Below are 16360 nucleotides of genomic sequence, written 5' to 3'. Positions count from 1 at the left end.
AAAATATCTACGACTTGAGCGTGAATCTTCTACACGCTCTACATGCTTAACGCAAATTCTGTATGAACGGTCTCGTTTGTAGGTCAAAACTATCAGAATTTACTTTTAAAACTGAGCCTTGCGTATACCAATCCCCTAAAACAATTCGGGTCTTTTTAACGCCATCGACGTCAAAAAAATGTGTGTTCGGGCGATGTGTGTGACCATGAATCATTAAGTTGACGCAGTTCTGAGACATCACTTTCTCGACCTCATTTTGGTTGACGTCCATGATATCTAATGACTTGCTCATTTTATCATCACGAATATCGGATTGAACTTTTGAGACAATTTTCTTCTTAATGAACCAAGGAATACGGTTAAACAACCATTGTAGCCATGGCTTGTGAACGGTTTTTCTAAACTCTTGGTATTTCACATCGTCAATGCAGAGCGTATCGCCATGTAGGATTACGGCTTTTTGACCATAAAGATCAATCGTGCAGACATCGTCGAGTAATGTCATACCGGTTTCTTTGCAAAAGCGTTTGCCGAGTAAAAAATCTCGATTGCCTTGGATGAAAAAAGTTGGCACACCCGCATCCGTCAGTGCTTTAAATTCTGCACGGATTTGGTCTGCAAAAGGGGTGTTGTCATCGTCACCAATCCAGAACTCAAACAGATCGCCGAGTACATAAAGTGCATCAGCTTTTGTTGCTTCTGTTCGCATGAACGTCACAAAACATTCCGTGATATCAGGACGTGATGGGGTAAGGTGAAGATCGGAAATAAATAATGTCGTCATAGAAATAAGGGGAAGCTATGCCTCCCCATTAACTTATCTTTTAAAAATAATTCCTAAGAATTACTCTTCAATTGTTGTACCAGTGATTACTACGTCTTCTAGAGGTACGTCTTGGTGCATGCCGTAAGAACCAGTGCTAACGCCTTTGATCTTATTTACGATGTCCATGCCTTCGATTACTTCACCGAACACACAGTAACCCCAACCGTCTAGGCTTTCGCTACGGAAGTCTAGGAATGTGTTGTTGTTTACGTTGATGAAGAACTGAGAGCTTGCTGAATGCGGCTCCATAGTACGTGCCATAGCAAGTGTACCCACTTTGTTGCTTAGGCCGTTGTTTGCTTCGTTCTTGATAGGTGCACGAGTCGCTTTTTCACGTAGACCAGACTCCATACCACCACCTTGGATCATGAAGCCGTCAATAACACGGTGGAAAAGCGTGTTGTCGTAGAAACCGTCGCGGCAGTACTGAAGGAAGTTTGCGCTTGTCTCTGGCGCTTTCTCTTCGTTTAGTTGAATCTTGATGTCACCAAAATTAGTGTGAAGGGTGATCATGCTACTTTCCTTTACTGTGTTGTGTTGAGCCCGAGATTCTAGCCTAAGTTCTAGTGCTTTAAAAACTCAGGAAGAGGAAATTCTTCGTTTTGTGCTTGAAGTTTAGCCGATTATCGTTTTATCGGTTAATTGCTATTACCTAACTAGGTTGGAGTTGATATACTCATCTTCTTTTATTCATTCACAATCATAGATAGAGATCATGTTAAAGATATATAACACACTCACAAGACAGAAAGAGGAATTCAAACCAATTACAGCTGGCAAAGTCGGTATGTATGTCTGTGGAGTTACCATCTACGATCTCTGTCACATTGGTCACGGTCGTACTTTCGTCTCTTTTGACGTTGTATCACGTTACCTTCGCTACTTGGGCTATGATCTGACGTTTGTACGTAACATCACAGATATCGACGATAAGATCATCAAACGTGCCGCAGAAAATGGTGAGTCTTGCGATTCATTGACTGAGCGTTTGATTGGTGAAATGCACGCTGATTTTGATGCGCTGAACATGAAACGTCCGGACGTTGAACCTCGTGCGACACAGTTTATTGCTGAAATCATCGAATTGGTTGAGAAGCTAATCGAGCGCGGTTTTGCATACGTTGCAGATAACGGTGACGTAATGTTTGAAGTGGGTAAGTTCAACGAATACGGCAAGCTTTCTAAGCAAGACCTTGATCAGCTTCAAGCTGGCGCGCGCGTTGATATCGAAACAGCAAAACGCAGCCCTCTAGACTTTGTACTTTGGAAGATGTCTAAGCCGGGTGAACCAACGTGGGAGTCACCATGGGGTCCTGGTCGTCCAGGTTGGCACATAGAGTGTTCAGCAATGAACTCTTCAATCCTAGGTAACCACTTCGACATTCACGGCGGCGGTTCTGACCTTCAGTTCCCACACCACGAAAATGAAATCGCACAATCATGCTGTGCACACGATACACAATACGTGAACACATGGATGCACAGCGGCATGGTAATGGTAGACCGTGAGAAGATGTCTAAATCTCTAGGTAACTTCTTTACTATCCGTGACGTTCTTGGTCACTACGATGCTGAAACAGTGCGTTACTTCCTAATGTCTGGTCATTACCGTAGCCAGTTAAACTACAGCGAAGATAACCTAAACCAAGCACGTGCTTCGCTTGAGCGCCTGTACACATCTCTACGTGGTTTAGACCTAAACGCGGCGCCTGCTGGTGGTGAAGAGTACGTATCTCGCTTCACTGCAGCGATGAACGATGACTTCAACACACCAGAAGCGTACTCAGTTCTGTTCGACATGGCGCGAGAAGTTAACCGTCTGAAAACAGAAAACCTAGAGAAAGCGAGCGAACTCGGTGCGCTAATGCGTGAACTAGCTGACGTGATCGGTATTCTTCACCAAGATCCTGAAGCCTTCCTAAAAGGTGATGCGGGTAACGATGATGAAGTGGCTGAAATCGAAGCTCTGATCAAGCTGCGTAACGACTCTCGTGCTTCGAAAGATTGGGCGAATGCAGATATGGCTCGTGACAAGCTGACCGAAATGGGCATTGTTCTGGAAGATGGTCCAGAAGGCACAACGTGGCGTCGTAAGTAATTGAATTTTCATTTTTAAAGGGCTGATAATTCAGCCCTTTTATTTTCCATTTCCATAAATTAAAACTTTAACTTTAGGTAATGCTCTGTGGCTCAGATGTATTTCTATTACTCAGCAATGAATGCGGGTAAATCAACAACGCTTCTTCAATCCTCTTTCAACTATCAAGAACGCGGCATGACGCCAGTTATTTTTACGGCTGCGCTAGATGATCGTTTTGGTGTCGGTAAAGTGAGCTCTCGTATTGGTCTTCAATCTGACGCACATTTATTTCGTCAGGATACCAATTTGTATCAAGAGATCGCAGATCTGAATGAGGTTGAAAAACGTCACTGTATTCTTGTTGATGAGTGTCAGTTCTTGTCGAAAGAACAAGTTTATCAACTTACTGAAGTCGTTGATAAGTTGCATATTCCAGTATTGTGTTACGGCCTTCGCACCGATTTTCTAGGCGAACTTTTTGAAGGCAGTAAGTATCTATTATCTTGGGCAGACAAGCTGGTTGAGCTCAAAACAATCTGCCATTGTGGCCGCAAAGCGAATATGGTTATTCGTACCGATGAACACGGCGTGGCAATTAAAGAAGGCGATCAAGTTGCGATCGGCGGTAACGATAAGTATGTCTCCGTATGCCGCCAACATTACAAAGAAGCGCTCGGTAAATAAGCCGTATTGATATAGAAAAGCCACCGTACTTGGTGGCTTTTTGTTTGTCGGTTAGAAAAAGCTAGACTAAGTCAAAACCAAATCGCTCGAGTAAAGCCTGGTAAGAAGATTCGACTTGCTGAGGGATGTTCTGCTCGGTTTGAAATCCTTTCTCTGGATAGCTTTTTACGCGAGAGAAATCTTCTATTAGTGCTTCTAGCACCATCATTAATGGCATGTCTTCATTAATGTATTCAAAAAATGGAAGAGCCGCAGAGCTTACTTGGAGCTGAGTGTAGGGTGACTGCCACTGTTTTTCAAATGTCGCGATTGCTCTACGCTCCATAAACGGTTTTTGTACCAGAATAAACGAGGAACACTGTTTTCCTTCCTCTTTTAATCGTTGCTCAGTAAAGCGAACATTTTCTCCACTGTTTGTGGATTCAGTTTCGAGCAAAATTGCTTCACTTGGAACGCCCGACAACTTTGCAATCTCGGCAAAGGTTTCTGCCTCGCTTTTTTCAAACAGTCCATCTGTGAAGCGACCTTGACCCCCTGAAAATACAATCAAAGGTGCCAACTTTTGGTGGTAGAGCTTGGCAGCGTGCTCCGCTACACGCACATCATTACTGCACATCACAAACAAACAGTCCGCAGGTTTCAGTTCATGTTTGAGTTGCATGTAATCCCAAAGCGTTTCTATATGTCTATAGAGTCTCATAGCGCATCCAAAGTTGAATTGAAGTGAAATCGATAACCAAGTGAGAGTAGTTTGTCAGCAAGAATACGCTTGTCAGCTTGCTCTGTGACGGGTGGAAGAGGTATCTCACTTCCGATTTTGTTTATGGCAGCTTGGTAGAACTCAGCCTTGCTGACAGTATGAGGTGTCGTAACATTAATGACTTGGTTGCTTAAATTGCCTAAGGCAAATTTCGCAGCCGAGACAGCATCATCTTGATGAAGCATATTAGCTGGTGCTTTACGACTAACTTGTTGAAGCCTTGCAGCAAAGCGAGATGGGTGTCTATCTGGCCCGATTAATCCGCTACAACGTAGAATAACAAAGCTAATATTCGAGTCGATAACATGCTGCTCTGCTTGAAGCATAATACGTGCATTGTCAGAGAAATAAGGGCTTTCGGCTGCTAAAGAGAGTGACGCGTCAGCTTCTTCCATATCGGAAGCAAGGTTAGGGTAAACCGTGGTAGAGCTGATCATGAGAAGTTTTTCAACGTTGTTTTGCTTAGCTGCGTTGGCAAGTATTTGCCATTGCTGGGCATATTCTTGACCGCGTCCTTTACGAAATCCTGGAGGAAAAGCACCGATAACGTGCGTAATTTGATGCTGTTTGAGCAGCTCATCTAGCCGTGCTGTGGCGTTCAATTGATTGAAATCGAACAATGCGGAGTGAGTTAATGAGGTGGGTAACTCTTTTAATCGAGTTTGGCTACGACGAGTGACGACAACATAGTGTCCATCTTTCATCAATGTTTCTGCTAGCGGAGTTCCGAGCCAGCCTGCACCTACGATCAATGTATTTGCCATTTGGGTCTTCCTACTTACTTATGTCTGCCCGAATAGGTTGAGCAGTTCTGCTTTAGCTTGTTGATGGAGGGGATCTGAATGCCATTTCTGGTGCTGAATAAGGTCAACATTGACTTGCCAAGCCAGTTTTGTGAAATCATCCCCAACTTTTTCTAATGTATTAGGTGAATACGCGACTAAATGCTGTGGTAGAAAGCACCAACCAAACCCTTTATTCGCCAATTCCAACAAAATATAGTAGTTATCAGCGTACCAGATATCTGGGCTAAATGCTTGATTGAGGCCACATGGCTCTGCACTTTTGGATCGTATGACCAATTGACGATGTTGTTTTAATTGATCAATGTGAGTGATTTTCTGCTTTGCTAAAGGATGTGTTGAAGAAACATAGACATCAAATGCAATATTGCCAAGATTGGTGAAATCGATGTGCCTTGGCATTTGTAAATCACTCAAAATAATCCCAGTCGTGGCGCGTTCCGACTTAACCAATTCAATGATATCAGGGCTTGATGCCGTTAAGCATTCAACTTGTAAGTGTGGAAAGCGTTGCTCTAACTTCTTTAGCACATCCGGCAAGCGAGTCAGAGGAATCCCTTCATCAATAGCTAAGACTAATTTGTTCGTTGGCGTGGAAAAGAGCTGTGATGCCCTATTGTTTAGGCGGTCGAGTTGGCTGATTGTTGCTTGTGCATAAGGTACGAGCGCGAGGCCATTCTCAGTTAATTTAGGGTACCTGCCTGATCGATCAAAAAGCTCAACGCCACAGTCGATCTCCATATTCATGATGTGCTGGCTCACTACAGATTGAGCTCGCCCCAGTTTTCTAGCTGCTCCTGAAAATGATCCTGCTTCTGATGTAGCAATAAAAGCTTGCAGTTGTTCGATGGTAAACATATCGCTTAAACCGATGTTATCTAACTTTTGGTTATCTAAATAATAGATAAAATTCTAAGCATTGAGTAGAACTATTTGGACAGAGAAATATGACTCGTAACGAACGAATTTTTCATGCAGTACTTTTTGAGTTAATCGCACTCGCGATTATTGTACCAGCGGCTTCATTGATCACTGGAAAGGGCTCTAGTGATCTTGCGTTGGTTGGGGTCGGGTTGAGCATGTATACCGTGATATGGAACTACATCTACAACTTGTACTTTGATAAGTGGTTTGGTGACAATCGAGCTGAGCGAAGTTTAGCGATGCGGCTTGGACACACTATTGGTTTCGAGGGAGGATTAATCTTTATCTCTCTACCTGTGATTGCCTGGTTCTTAGAAATTACGCTTCTTCAAGCTCTAATGCTGGAAGCCGGCTTCCTCGTTTTCTTCCTATTTTATGCCACTGGTTTTAACTGGTTGTATGACAAGGTTCAACCATTTAGCAAAATGAAAAAGCGATTATTGCCACAGGCATCGACAGGAAAAATATAGGACTAAAAAACGCCACCGAGTTCGGTGGCGTTTTTTGTTTTCAGCCCTAAACCACCTACTTCAGTAGGTGGTTATCATCCGTTTCGGCTTTGCCTGTAAAACTACTCATGCTAAATGCGTCTTTGATTTTTCCAGAAGTCAAAGAGGACAAATAACATGAGTAGATACAATCAAGCTTCCCACGTATTTTGGCGTTGTCAATACCATATAGTGTGGACGCCAAAGTATCGATTTAGGATCTTGAAGAACAATATAGGTAAAGAAGTTTATCGATGTATTTATGTTTACTGTAATCAACTTGGATGTGAAGTCGTAGAGCTAAACGTACAAGTTGACCACGTACATTTAGTTGTAAAGGTCCCACCAAAGCTTTCGATATCCAAGTTGATGGGGGTATTGAAAGGCAAAATAGCCTTAAAGCTATTTAGCAAGTTTCCTCACCTTAGGAAGAACAGGCTTTGGGGTAATCACTTTTGGCAAAGAGGCTATTTTGTCGATAGTGTTGGAATCAATGAAGAAATAATACGCCGATATGTAAGACATCAAGAGAAGCAAGAGCGAGTAGAGCAGCAGCAATTGGCGCTGGACTAAACAAAGGCCCCCTTTTAGGGGGCTCACACAAAGCCACCTTCTTTAGAAGGTGGTAATTTACTCAAATTACACAGACAAAACTCTTAAAATCTTATCTGCATGTTCTGCAACTTCAATGCCTTCGTCTGTTAGATAACCACCGTCAGGCTGTGTACAAAGTTGCTTCTTATATAGACGAGCAACGGCTGCCTGCATTTCTTCTGACGCGTCTGTATGAACTTTAATACCAGTTGCAGCACTACTTAGGTCGAACTGAAGAAGTAGATTCAATTCGGCGATATGTTCAGCTGAATATTTCATAAATGATTCCTTTGCGCTTTTTTACCAAGCTAGTCTGAAAAGTAGCGTTGGGCAACATTCAACGACAAGAAGTGTTAAGTACGGCGCTATCAGGCTGATATAACGCAGGATCTTTGTTCGAAAGGTCGAATACTTGTTAAGTATCAATGATACTTACGGTAGCGAATGATAGGCGCTATTTATTGCTTGATCTCCCAATAACAACGATTTTAGTAAACACGCCAAATAGCACTTGAAAAAATAGGGAAATAGAGCGATTATCCGCGCCTCTTTAAATGTTTCTAAATGTTACACCAGAATGAACTTTAATCAGTTTGACTCACTATTACCGCCACAAGCTGCGGAACGCGCGGCTGAAGTGGGGGTAGGCAAAGCAACGAAAGCTCCAATCAAATCTTTTCTGCTCGCCATTTCTGCGGGGCTTCATATTGGTATTGCTTTCATCTTCTATACCACAGTAACGACAGGCGCAGGCGAGCTGCCTTGGGGCATTACACGACTCATTGGTGGTCTGGCATTTAGCCTTGGTTTGATTTTGGTGGTGGTTACTGGCGGCGAGCTTTTCACTAGCTCTGTGCTGACACTAGTTGCGCGTGCGAGTGGAAAAATCTCTTGGCAAGCACTTATCAAAAACTGGTTGGTGGTTTACTTTGGCAATATGGTTGGGGCCATTTTGCTCGTGGCCTGTATGCTAGTTACCAAGCAATATATGTTTGATCATGGCCAAGTTGGTCTCAACGCGATGGCGATCTCTCAACACAAATTGCACCATGGTTTCTTTGCTGCTGTTGCGCTTGGCATCATGTGTAACGTGCTGGTGTGTATTGCTGTTTGGATGACGTTTAGTGGACGTACATTAACTGACAAAATAGCGGTCATGATTTTGCCTGTGGCTATGTTCGTGTCGGCAGGTTTTGAGCACTGTATTGCGAACATGTTCCAAGTACCTATGGCGATTGGTATTAAGTACTTTGCGCCAGAAGCGTTTTGGCAAATGACAGGGGCAGATATTGCAAACTACGCGGACTTAAACATGATGGGGTTCATCGTAAACAACCTAATTCCTGTTACGATAGGAAACATTATTGGTGGTGGCGTATTTGTTGGCATGTGGTATTGGATGATTTATCTACGCGACGAAGATAACCATTTGCGATAAGTTTAGAAGATCACAAGAAAGGCGAACCAGATGGTTCGCCTTTCTTTTTATTTGTCTCTGCAAGTGTCAAATAAGTCGAGTCATGCTAAATCAACTCTTCGTTGATGCCAAAATCGGTTGGGAGCCAATGAGAAGTTACTTCCTTTGGTTCTTGAACGAGCCAATCCAGAGGTGCATCGGACAGGAGTTCATCGTAATTTTCTTTGATCATTAAGACATCCATGTACGTATCTCCAAGTTTGTGGTCACTGCCTTTACTCTAAAATTAGAACATGTCAGTCACGTGATCAATGCATGACGATTCGATTGATCACTTATGTTGCTATGTTTCTGGTTGCGTATGGGGTTTGGGGGCTTATCCACATTTTCTGTGGATAACCTGTATCAAAGGTCGTGCGTATCTAAACTTGCAAAGAAAATTTCATAAAATTAGAAGCTTATATCAAAAAGAATTCTGCCTGACTTTTCATCTGAAAGCGTCTTGATGAGTGCTCGAAGAATAGTTGAGTTATTCAGTTAAAAGTACGTTCGACTTGGCAATATAAGTTGTTTAACGGTCTTTACCCACAAGCGCCAGCTAACCATGAGTTTTGGTCGATTCGGGTTGCTCGATTTTTATCTTGATTCGGCCTTCTTTGGTTTGTACCCAGCGCAATGTCATTTCTAACGTTATGGTTACGGAGGCACTCAACATGACGAAAATAGCCAGCATAATTACTAACTGATATTTAATCGCAACCATCGGGCTCGCGCCACCTAGAATTTGACCGGTCATCATACCAGGTAAGGTAACCAGCCCTGTAGTGGCCATAGAAGCTAAAGTTGGGGCGAGGGACTTTCTAAGAGCCTCCTGAATGAAGGGGAAGGATGCGTAGCGAGGAGAGGCTCCAAGTGAGATTGCAGCCTCATATTCTGCTTGTCTCTGCTCAAAAGCCGTAAACAAATTCTGAAGAGCGATGATATTACTACTCAAGCTGTTACCCAATAACATACCAGCAAGTGGGATCATGTACTGCGCATTGTAAATAGGGGATGGTTGCACTAAGCCTGCTGTAATTGCTATCAGAAGTGGTATTAGACCACAGGTAAGGCCCGTTAGTAGCGGAAGCATAAGTGGCTTTTTAGGTAAGTGAGCTTTTCCCGCAATTGAGCTGGCACCAATCAGTAGCATGATGGCAAGCCAAAGTATATTGACAAGTAAGCTGTTTAATTGAAAAAGATATTCTAAATACACGCCAATCAATATGAGCTGAAGTGTCATTCGGATAACACTGATTATGGTGTCTTTTGCTATCCCTAATTTGTAGCGGGCATTGATAAAGAAGGGGACCAATAAAATCAAACCAAACAGTGCCAGTTTGACCCAGCTTATATCCACCACGTTGTCCATAATCGCTCCTTGAAAATACGCGAATAATTGTATCTAAGCCTCCCCTTTATATGAACCACTACGTGCACTTTTTGCTGTTCTTAAAGTAAATCTTGAGTGCTATTTTCGACATTAATACGCAGCATTTTGTTTACAAACGGTTATCTTTTTCGGAGTTTTTAAGTCGATTTATGGCATGGTAATTACGATTTAAATGTGATCGATGTTTCTTAAATGTTGGTTATTTAACAACTCCTTAAAAGACTTATTTTGTCACATCTGTTCATGTTTTTTAATAAATAACATCAATCCATCATATCTCTGGATGAGCTCAAAAAAGTGTTGAATTACAAGGTCTGAGGTCGCTTATTTGATTGAACCCTACTATTAGTATGGTCTAACATTTTCCATTAGAGTTTGTAAAAAACTTAAGCTTGGTTACGCGGGCTTTTCAATAACACTAGATACAAAATAGGCAAATGTATGAGTGATGTTAATAAAATTGAGAGTGGTGAAAAACGCTCCCTGGAGTGGAAGTCGTTCCTCTTCATTGCAGTTGTTCTCTTCCCAATTCTGAGTGTGGCCTTTGTTGGCGGCTACGGGTTCATCGTTTGGATGTTGCAAGTCTTCTTCTTTGGACCTCCAGGCGCGCACGGCATGTAAGCCAGTGAGCTCATAACCACACTTTTGAAAAGATTTTAAGAGAGCAAATAATGAAATCATTAATCATTAAACTGTGGCGTACCATGACGCGCCCAGCTGTACATATCAGCCTAGGTGTGCTGACTATGGGCGGCTTTATTGCTGGTGTTATCTTTTGGGGTGGCTTTAACACCGCTCTAGAAGCAACCAACACAGAAGAATTCTGTATTAGTTGTCACACAATGCGTGACAACGTGTACGTTGAGCTACAAGAAACGGTGCACTGGAAAAACCACTCTGGTGTTCGTGCTACCTGTCCTGATTGTCACGTTCCACATAACTGGACAGATAAGATCGCTCGTAAGATGCAAGCTTCTAAAGAAGTATTTGCACAAGTATTTGGCAACTACGACGAACCGGGTGTGTTCGAAGAGCGTCGTATCGAACTTGCTAAACACGAATGGGATCGTTTCTCGGCAAACAAATCTCTGGAGTGTAAAAACTGTCACAACTACGAATCGATGGATTTCGAGCAAATGTCTCCAACCGCTCGTATCCAAATGAAGCAAGCCGCTGAGAAAGATCAAAGCTGTGTTGACTGTCACAAGGGTATTGCGCACAACCTACCAGCAGGCATGGACAGCATTGGCGGTATCGTGGGTGATCTAGAGGGTATGACTTCTAACACGGATTACGGCGTTGGTCAGCAACTCGTGAGCGTTCGTCACCTACCAATTTACTTTGATGCGCAAGGCAGTAAAGAAGCTGGTCTTCTTAATCCTGCATCGACCGTTAAAGTTCTTGAAGACAAAGGCGAGTTTGTTGAGATCGAAATTGACGGTTGGCGCAAAGCAAAAGGTTTTGGTCGTGTAATTCAAGAAGACTTCGGTAAGAACATTGCGACTGCGTCTCTGATGAAAGAAGCAGCAACAGACAGCAACATTGTGACGACTGGTGAGAAAAAAGTGGATGAGTTAACAGGCCTTCCTTGGGAAAAAGTAGCGGCGAAAGTATGGATTAAGAAAGAGTCTATGCTGAACGACATCAATCCTGTTTGGGAAAAATCTCGTGAAGCCTACAAGACCAATTGTTCTGTATGTCACACTCAACCTGCGGAAGCGCACTTCGACGCGAACACCTGGCCAGGTATGTTCGACGGTATGTTGGCGTTCGTTAACCTAGATACAGACAGTGAAGCACTGATCTTGAAGTATCTACAGAAACACTCTTCAGATTATGCTGAAGGTCACCACTAATAAGCGTCGGATTGGAGTAATTTTAAATGGCTATTACACGAAGAAGTTTTCTTAAAGGTGTAGCAACCACAAGTGCAGCGTCAGTAATTGGTCCTAGCTTATTGGCGTCCGCCTCTGCAAATGCCGTTGAGACGACAGGTACTTGGAAAGTAACCGGTTCTCACTGGGGCGCGTTCCGCGCCCACATCTACGCGGGTAAAGTTCAAGAGATCAAGCCGCTAGAGCTAGACAAAAACCCAACAGAAATGTTGAACGGCATTAAGGGTATTATCTACAGCCCTTCACGTGTTCGTTACCCAATGGTTCGTCTAGATTGGTTGAAGAAACATAAATACAGCGCAGATACTCGCGGTAACAACCGTTTCATCCGAGTAACTTGGGATGAAGCGCTAGACTTGTTCTACCGTGAGCTAGAACGTATTCAAAAAGACTACGGCCCATGGGCGCTGCATGCAGGTCAAACAGGTTGGAACCAAACGGGTTCATTTAACAACTGTACAGCGCACATGCAACGTGCAGTAGGTATGCACGGCAACTTCATCACGAAAGTAGGTGACTACTCGACGGGTGCAGGTCAAACCATTATGCCGTACGTGCTAGGTTCAACCGAAGTGTACGCACAAGGTACGTCTTGGTCTGAGATCCTAGAAAACTCTGACAACATCGTTCTTTGGGCTAACGACCCAGTGAAAAACCTTCAAGTAGGTTGGAACTGTGAAACGCATGAGTCGTTTAAGTACCTTGCACAACTAAAAGAAAAAGTGGCGAAAGGTGAGATCAACGTTCTATCTGTAGACCCAGTGAAGAACAAAACTCAGCGCTACTTAGAGAACGATCACTTGTACATCAACCCGCTGACAGACGTAGCGTTCATGCTCGCTGTGGCACACGTGTTGTACAACGAAAACCTGTACGATAAGAAATTCATTGATACTTACTGTCTAGGCTTTGAAGAGTTCATTCAATACGTTCAAGGTAAGACAAAAGACAAAGTAGAGAAGACGCCTGAATGGGCAGCGGCGATTTGTGGCGTGAAAGCGGACAAGATCCGTGAATTCGCACGCATGCTAGTCAGCGGTCGTACACAGATCCTGATGGGTTGGTGTATCCAGCGTCAAGAGCACGGTGAGCAGCCATACTGGGCAGCGGCTGTGGTTGCTGCAATGGTTGGTCAAATCGGTCTACCTGGCGGTGGTATCTCTTACGGTCACCACTACTCAAGTATCGGTGTGCCTTCTACTGGTTTCGCGGGTCCTGGTGGTTTCCCTCGTAACCTTGACCAAGGTATGAAACCTAAGTGGGACAACAACGACTTTAACGGTTACAGTCGTACTATCCCTGTTGCACGTTGGATCGACTGTCTGCTAGAGCCTGGCAAAGAGATCAACTACAACGGCGGTAAAGTGAAACTGCCAGACTTCAAGATGATGGTTATCTCGGGTTGTAACCCATGGCACCACCATCAAGATCGTAACCGCATGAAGAAAGCGTTCCGCAAGCTTCAAACGGTTGTAACGATCGAGTTTGCTTGGACTGCGACATGTCGTTTCTCAGATATCGTTCTACCGGCGTGTACGCAATGGGAACGTAACGACATCGACGTATACGGTTCATACTCGAACAAAGGTCTGATTGCGATGCATCGCCTCGTTGATCCATTGTTCCAATCTAAGCCTGACTTCCAAATCATGAGTGAACTCACTCAGCGTTTTGGTCGCCGCGAAGAATACACTCGTGGTATGAGCGAGATGGAATGGATCGAAAGCCTTTACAACGATTGTAAAAAAGCGAACGAAGGTAAGTTTGAAATGCCAGAATTCAACGAGTTCTGGGAGAAGAGCGTACTAGACTTCGGTGAAGGTAAACCTTGGGTTCGTCATGCGGACTTCCGTAAAGACCCTGAGCTGAATCCACTAGGTACGCCGTCTGGCTTCATCGAGATCACGTCTCGTAAGATCGGCCGTTACGGTTACGAACACTGTCAAGAGCACCCAATGTGGTTCGAAAAATCAGAGCGTTCACACGGTGGTCCTGGTTCAGATAAATACCCATTCTGGTTGCAGTCTTGCCACCCTGATAAGCGTCTGCACTCTCAAATGTGTGAGTCTGAAGAGTTCCGCGCGACTTACGCGGTACAAGGTCGTGAGCCGGTTTACATCAACCCAGCGGATGCCAAAGCAAAAGGCATCAAAGATGGTGATTTGGTACGTGTATTCAACGGTCGTGGTCAGCTATTAGCTGGTGCTGTTTTGACTGACAGCTACCCACGTGGCGTTATTCGTATCGAAGAAGGTGCGTGGTACGGTCCTCTAAACGAGAAAGAAGGCGCAATCTGTACCTACGGTGATCCTAACACGCTAACGCAAGACATCGGTTCTTCTGAGCTTGCACAGGCGACTTCTGCGAACACATGTATCGTAGACTTCGAGAAGTTCACAGGTAAAGTGCCGCCAGTCACTTCATTTGGTGGTCCGATCGAAGTTGCTTAATTAGTGCAGTTTGCATAAATCCAAATACCAGCCTCAGGGCTGGTATTTTTTTATCAAAATTTCAGTGAGCGTTGTCTCAATAGTAACTTCATAACGTTAAACGAGACTGGTATTCGTGATGATGGTAACGAATTGGGTGAGACAAGCAGGAGATAATGCGCCAAGCTAAACAATAATAATTAAGTGAGTAGACTCTTTATGGCTCAGAGCATTCAATTAGCAAATCACACTGAGATCACTGTGAATAACAATGACTTCCAAGTTGAAGTTGAGGGTAATCAATTACATTTTTCTTTTGCTGGTCTTCACAATAAAACCTTTACGGACCGTGAAGTGTTATTCGAAATGCCGTTTTTGTACGAGCACGAGGCCAACGTAATTGGGGATGGTTTTCAAATGTTGGCGCAAACGGCGGGAACGATCAATCACCCCGTTGATATTGGTCGCTGCCCAGACAATAATCCTTCTTATCGAATCTACCCTAAAGATGCCCCTAAGCGTTATTACAACTATTTAGTGGTGGAAGGTTCAGCGGGCTACACATTATTTGGCTTCACATCATGTCATCGCTTTGCAGGCTATTTTGATGTTGTGCTGCGTGATGAGCATTGGGTTTTATCAGCCGCAATTGATGGTGAGTTGACTCAAGTGGCGGATTGGGAAAGTAATCAACTTGAGTCCGTGGCGGTACTCTGCGGTCAATCACTGTCCGAGCTTTATCAAACCTATGGCGAGATGATTGCAGAGCATCATCCTGTTCGCCAAGGTGTGACACAAGATGCGCCTGTTGGTTGGTGTTCGTGGTACGCGTACTACGCAGACGTGACAGAACAAAACATCATGCAGAACGTAGATTGTATGCAAGATAAGCTCGAAGACCTAGAGTGGGTACTTCTGGATGATGGCTATCAAGCCTTTATGGGCGATTGGTTAACCCCATCAGATAAGTTTTCTGGTGGCGTAAAAGAGCTCATTCATAACATCCGTGCAAAAGGAAAAAAGCCGGCAATTTGGATGGCGCCTTTCATTGCACAGCCTGAGTCGGAGATCTTCAAACAGCATCCAGATTGGTTTGTTCGCCACAAGGGTGGTGGCTTACTTAAAGCAGAAGATGTCACATACGGTGGTTGGCGATGCACGCCTTGGTACATACTCGATACCTCAAACCCAGAAGTGCAAGACCATCTGACGCATGTAGTCTCTGTCATGAGACAAGAGTGGGGCGTTGAGTTGTTCAAGCTAGACGCGAACTATTGGGGCACCTTAAAAGGTGTTCGTAAACAATCTGGTATTACAGGCGTTGAGGCGTATCGCTTAGGAATGGAAGCGATTGCCAAAGGCGCTGGTGATGCGTGGCTTTTAGGTTGCAACGCGCCAATGTGGCCATCTCTGGGGCTTGTGGATGCAATGCGTGTTTCTGACGATGTAGAGCGTCATAGTCGTCGATTCGAACAGATAGCCAAAGAAACCTTTTACCGTAGTTGGCAGCATCGAAAATTGTGGCAAATTGACCCGGATTGCGCCACGTTCACTTCATTAGCTAATCAATCTGCATCCAGAGAAGAGTATGAATTTCATCGCACGGTGTTATTAGCGAGTGGTGGTTTGCTGCTGTCTGGTGACCCGCTCCCTGAGATTACGCCGTTTGCTAAGAAGACACTGTCTAAGCTCATGTTACGTCAACAACGTAACCAGCAATCTGCAAAGTTTACCGCTTTGAGTTTAAATCACGCGTTTTTAAAACTAACGACGAAGAATGACCTCCATTGTTTGTTTAATTATGCGAGTTACGGAGCGATGGAATTTACGCTGACGTCTGATCAACCGGTGGACTGGTATGATTACTGGACAGGGGAAAAGCTAAACCAAGAACCTTGCCAGTTGTTAATGGTGAGCGTGGATAAAGGGCTCAATGCGAAAGCGATCGTTACAGCATAACGTGAAGTAAATCGCCCAATACCAAGATCAAGAAAGGAGCCTATTGCGGCTCCTTTCTCGTTTTGATGC

The 16360-nt window shown here is 44.0% G+C and carries 17 protein-coding genes; 9 read left to right on the top strand and 8 right to left on the bottom strand.

Features of this window, described 5'->3' with window-relative positions:
- Window positions 1-46 precede the first annotated feature (46 nt).
- Both lpxH and UQW94_RS16940 read right to left on the bottom strand, forming a co-directional pair.
- Window positions 47-784 carry a UDP-2,3-diacylglucosamine diphosphatase gene (gene lpxH / locus UQW94_RS16945; RefSeq protein ID WP_005389817.1) on the bottom strand — a complete coding sequence of 246 codons (738 nt, stop codon included), beginning with the start codon at window positions 782-784 and terminating at the stop codon, window positions 47-49.
- Between the two features lie 60 nt (window positions 785-844).
- Window positions 845-1339: a peptidylprolyl isomerase gene (locus UQW94_RS16940; protein ID WP_005378156.1), complete on the bottom strand. Its 495-nt coding sequence runs from the start codon at window positions 1337-1339 to the stop codon at window positions 845-847.
- Between the two features lie 202 nt (window positions 1340-1541).
- Between UQW94_RS16940 and cysS the strand changes: the two genes are divergently transcribed.
- Both cysS and UQW94_RS16930 read left to right on the top strand, forming a co-directional pair.
- Entirely contained in the window at window positions 1542-2924 is a 1383-nt protein-coding gene (cysS, locus tag UQW94_RS16935; RefSeq protein WP_033905095.1) for a cysteine--tRNA ligase, read from the top strand.
- A gap of 87 nt (window positions 2925-3011) precedes the next feature.
- Window positions 3012-3590, top strand: a complete 579-nt coding sequence (locus UQW94_RS16930; protein WP_042522050.1) for a thymidine kinase — start codon at window positions 3012-3014, stop codon at window positions 3588-3590.
- A gap of 61 nt (window positions 3591-3651) precedes the next feature.
- Here the strand turns inward: UQW94_RS16930 and UQW94_RS16925 are convergent, their stop codons facing one another.
- From UQW94_RS16925 to UQW94_RS16915, 3 genes are read right to left on the bottom strand one after another with little or no spacing between them, the layout of a single operon-like run.
- Window positions 3652-4290, bottom strand: coding sequence for a YdcF family protein (locus UQW94_RS16925; RefSeq protein WP_258509588.1), 639 nt, complete (start codon window positions 4288-4290; stop codon window positions 3652-3654).
- Complete coding sequence (locus UQW94_RS16920) at window positions 4287-5114, bottom strand: NAD-dependent epimerase/dehydratase family protein (RefSeq protein WP_064353801.1); 828 nt, start codon at window positions 5112-5114, stop codon at window positions 4287-4289. Before UQW94_RS16920 ends, UQW94_RS16925 begins: the two co-directional genes overlap by 4 nt.
- A gap of 18 nt (window positions 5115-5132) precedes the next feature.
- Window positions 5133-6011, bottom strand: coding sequence for a LysR family transcriptional regulator (locus UQW94_RS16915; RefSeq protein WP_137281859.1), 879 nt, complete (start codon window positions 6009-6011; stop codon window positions 5133-5135).
- 89 nt (window positions 6012-6100) lie between these two features.
- Between UQW94_RS16915 and UQW94_RS16910 the strand changes: the two genes are divergently transcribed.
- Window positions 6101-6547: a PACE efflux transporter gene (locus tag UQW94_RS16910; protein ID WP_042522041.1), complete on the top strand. Its 447-nt coding sequence runs from the start codon at window positions 6101-6103 to the stop codon at window positions 6545-6547.
- Window positions 6548-6703: 156 nt separating this feature from the next.
- Window positions 6704-7138 (top strand): IS200/IS605 family transposase, encoded by a 435-nt coding sequence (gene tnpA, locus UQW94_RS16905; protein WP_017633711.1) that lies wholly within the window; start codon window positions 6704-6706, stop codon window positions 7136-7138.
- 66 nt (window positions 7139-7204) lie between these two features.
- Here tnpA and UQW94_RS16900 read toward each other — a convergent pair whose 3' ends face one another.
- Complete coding sequence (locus UQW94_RS16900) at window positions 7205-7438, bottom strand: TIGR02647 family protein (protein ID WP_005387662.1); 234 nt, start codon at window positions 7436-7438, stop codon at window positions 7205-7207.
- 298 nt (window positions 7439-7736) lie between these two features.
- Between UQW94_RS16900 and focA the strand changes: the two genes are divergently transcribed.
- Window positions 7737-8597 (top strand): formate transporter FocA, encoded by an 861-nt coding sequence (focA, locus tag UQW94_RS16895; RefSeq protein WP_005378146.1) that lies wholly within the window; start codon window positions 7737-7739, stop codon window positions 8595-8597.
- An 85-nt stretch (window positions 8598-8682) separates the two neighbouring features.
- On the opposite strand, the gene UQW94_RS16890 is transcribed toward focA, so the two are convergent.
- Window positions 8683-8820, bottom strand: a complete 138-nt coding sequence (locus tag UQW94_RS16890) for a hypothetical protein (protein ID WP_005378145.1) — start codon at window positions 8818-8820, stop codon at window positions 8683-8685.
- 354 nt (window positions 8821-9174) lie between these two features.
- Window positions 9175-9987, bottom strand: coding sequence for an ABC transporter permease (locus UQW94_RS16885; RefSeq protein ID WP_017634681.1), 813 nt, complete (start codon window positions 9985-9987; stop codon window positions 9175-9177).
- Between the two features lie 462 nt (window positions 9988-10449).
- Here UQW94_RS16885 and torE point away from each other — a divergent pair, with 462 nt between their 5' ends.
- The 4 genes from torE (at window position 10450) to UQW94_RS16865 (ending at window position 16291) form a co-directional block, all read left to right on the top strand.
- Window positions 10450-10629, top strand: coding sequence for a trimethylamine N-oxide reductase system protein TorE (gene torE, locus UQW94_RS16880; protein ID WP_005378141.1), 180 nt, complete (start codon window positions 10450-10452; stop codon window positions 10627-10629).
- Between the two features lie 50 nt (window positions 10630-10679).
- The gene (gene torC, locus UQW94_RS16875; RefSeq protein ID WP_005378139.1) at window positions 10680-11864 is read left to right on the top strand and encodes a pentaheme c-type cytochrome TorC; all 1185 of its coding nucleotides are present in this window, start codon (window positions 10680-10682) and stop codon (window positions 11862-11864) included.
- A gap of 26 nt (window positions 11865-11890) precedes the next feature.
- Complete coding sequence (gene torA, locus UQW94_RS16870; RefSeq protein WP_005378138.1) at window positions 11891-14353, top strand: trimethylamine-N-oxide reductase TorA; 2463 nt, start codon at window positions 11891-11893, stop codon at window positions 14351-14353.
- 198 nt (window positions 14354-14551) lie between these two features.
- Entirely contained in the window at window positions 14552-16291 is a 1740-nt protein-coding gene (locus tag UQW94_RS16865) for a glycoside hydrolase family 36 protein (RefSeq protein ID WP_322142425.1), read from the top strand.
- Window positions 16292-16360 lie beyond the last annotated feature (69 nt).

Source organism: Vibrio sp. PBL-C16 (assembly GCF_034321865.1).
Lineage (GTDB): Bacteria > Pseudomonadota > Gammaproteobacteria > Enterobacterales > Vibrionaceae > Vibrio > Vibrio alginolyticus.
Note: the sequence above shows the minus strand (reverse complement) of the source record. Positions and strands in the feature narration are given on the sequence as shown.

Excerpts from the sequence above, each read along its gene's own strand:
- UQW94_RS16940 (WP_005378156.1), bottom strand. The coding sequence starts at position 1,339 with ATGATCACCCTTCACACTAATTTTGGTGACATCAAGATTCAACTAAAC.
- focA (WP_005378146.1), top strand. The coding sequence starts at position 7,737 with ATGAACTTTAATCAGTTTGACTCACTATTACCGCCACAAGCTGCGGAA.
- lpxH (WP_005389817.1), bottom strand. The coding sequence starts at position 784 with ATGACGACATTATTTATTTCCGATCTTCACCTTACCCCATCACGTCCT.
- UQW94_RS16915 (WP_137281859.1), bottom strand. The coding sequence starts at position 6,011 with ATGTTTACCATCGAACAACTGCAAGCTTTTATTGCTACATCAGAAGCA.
- cysS (WP_033905095.1), top strand. The coding sequence starts at position 1,542 with ATGTTAAAGATATATAACACACTCACAAGACAGAAAGAGGAATTCAAA.
- UQW94_RS16900 (WP_005387662.1), bottom strand. The coding sequence starts at position 7,438 with ATGAAATATTCAGCTGAACATATCGCCGAATTGAATCTACTTCTTCAG.
- tnpA (WP_017633711.1), top strand. The coding sequence starts at position 6,704 with ATGAGTAGATACAATCAAGCTTCCCACGTATTTTGGCGTTGTCAATAC.
- UQW94_RS16865 (WP_322142425.1), top strand. The coding sequence starts at position 14,552 with ATGGCTCAGAGCATTCAATTAGCAAATCACACTGAGATCACTGTGAAT.
- torA (WP_005378138.1), top strand. The coding sequence starts at position 11,891 with ATGGCTATTACACGAAGAAGTTTTCTTAAAGGTGTAGCAACCACAAGT.
- UQW94_RS16885 (WP_017634681.1), bottom strand. The coding sequence starts at position 9,987 with ATGGACAACGTGGTGGATATAAGCTGGGTCAAACTGGCACTGTTTGGT.
- torE (WP_005378141.1), top strand. The coding sequence starts at position 10,450 with ATGAGTGATGTTAATAAAATTGAGAGTGGTGAAAAACGCTCCCTGGAG.
- UQW94_RS16910 (WP_042522041.1), top strand. The coding sequence starts at position 6,101 with ATGACTCGTAACGAACGAATTTTTCATGCAGTACTTTTTGAGTTAATC.
- UQW94_RS16925 (WP_258509588.1), bottom strand. The coding sequence starts at position 4,290 with ATGAGACTCTATAGACATATAGAAACGCTTTGGGATTACATGCAACTC.
- torC (WP_005378139.1), top strand. The coding sequence starts at position 10,680 with ATGAAATCATTAATCATTAAACTGTGGCGTACCATGACGCGCCCAGCT.
- UQW94_RS16890 (WP_005378145.1), bottom strand. The coding sequence starts at position 8,820 with ATGGATGTCTTAATGATCAAAGAAAATTACGATGAACTCCTGTCCGAT.
- UQW94_RS16920 (WP_064353801.1), bottom strand. The coding sequence starts at position 5,114 with ATGGCAAATACATTGATCGTAGGTGCAGGCTGGCTCGGAACTCCGCTA.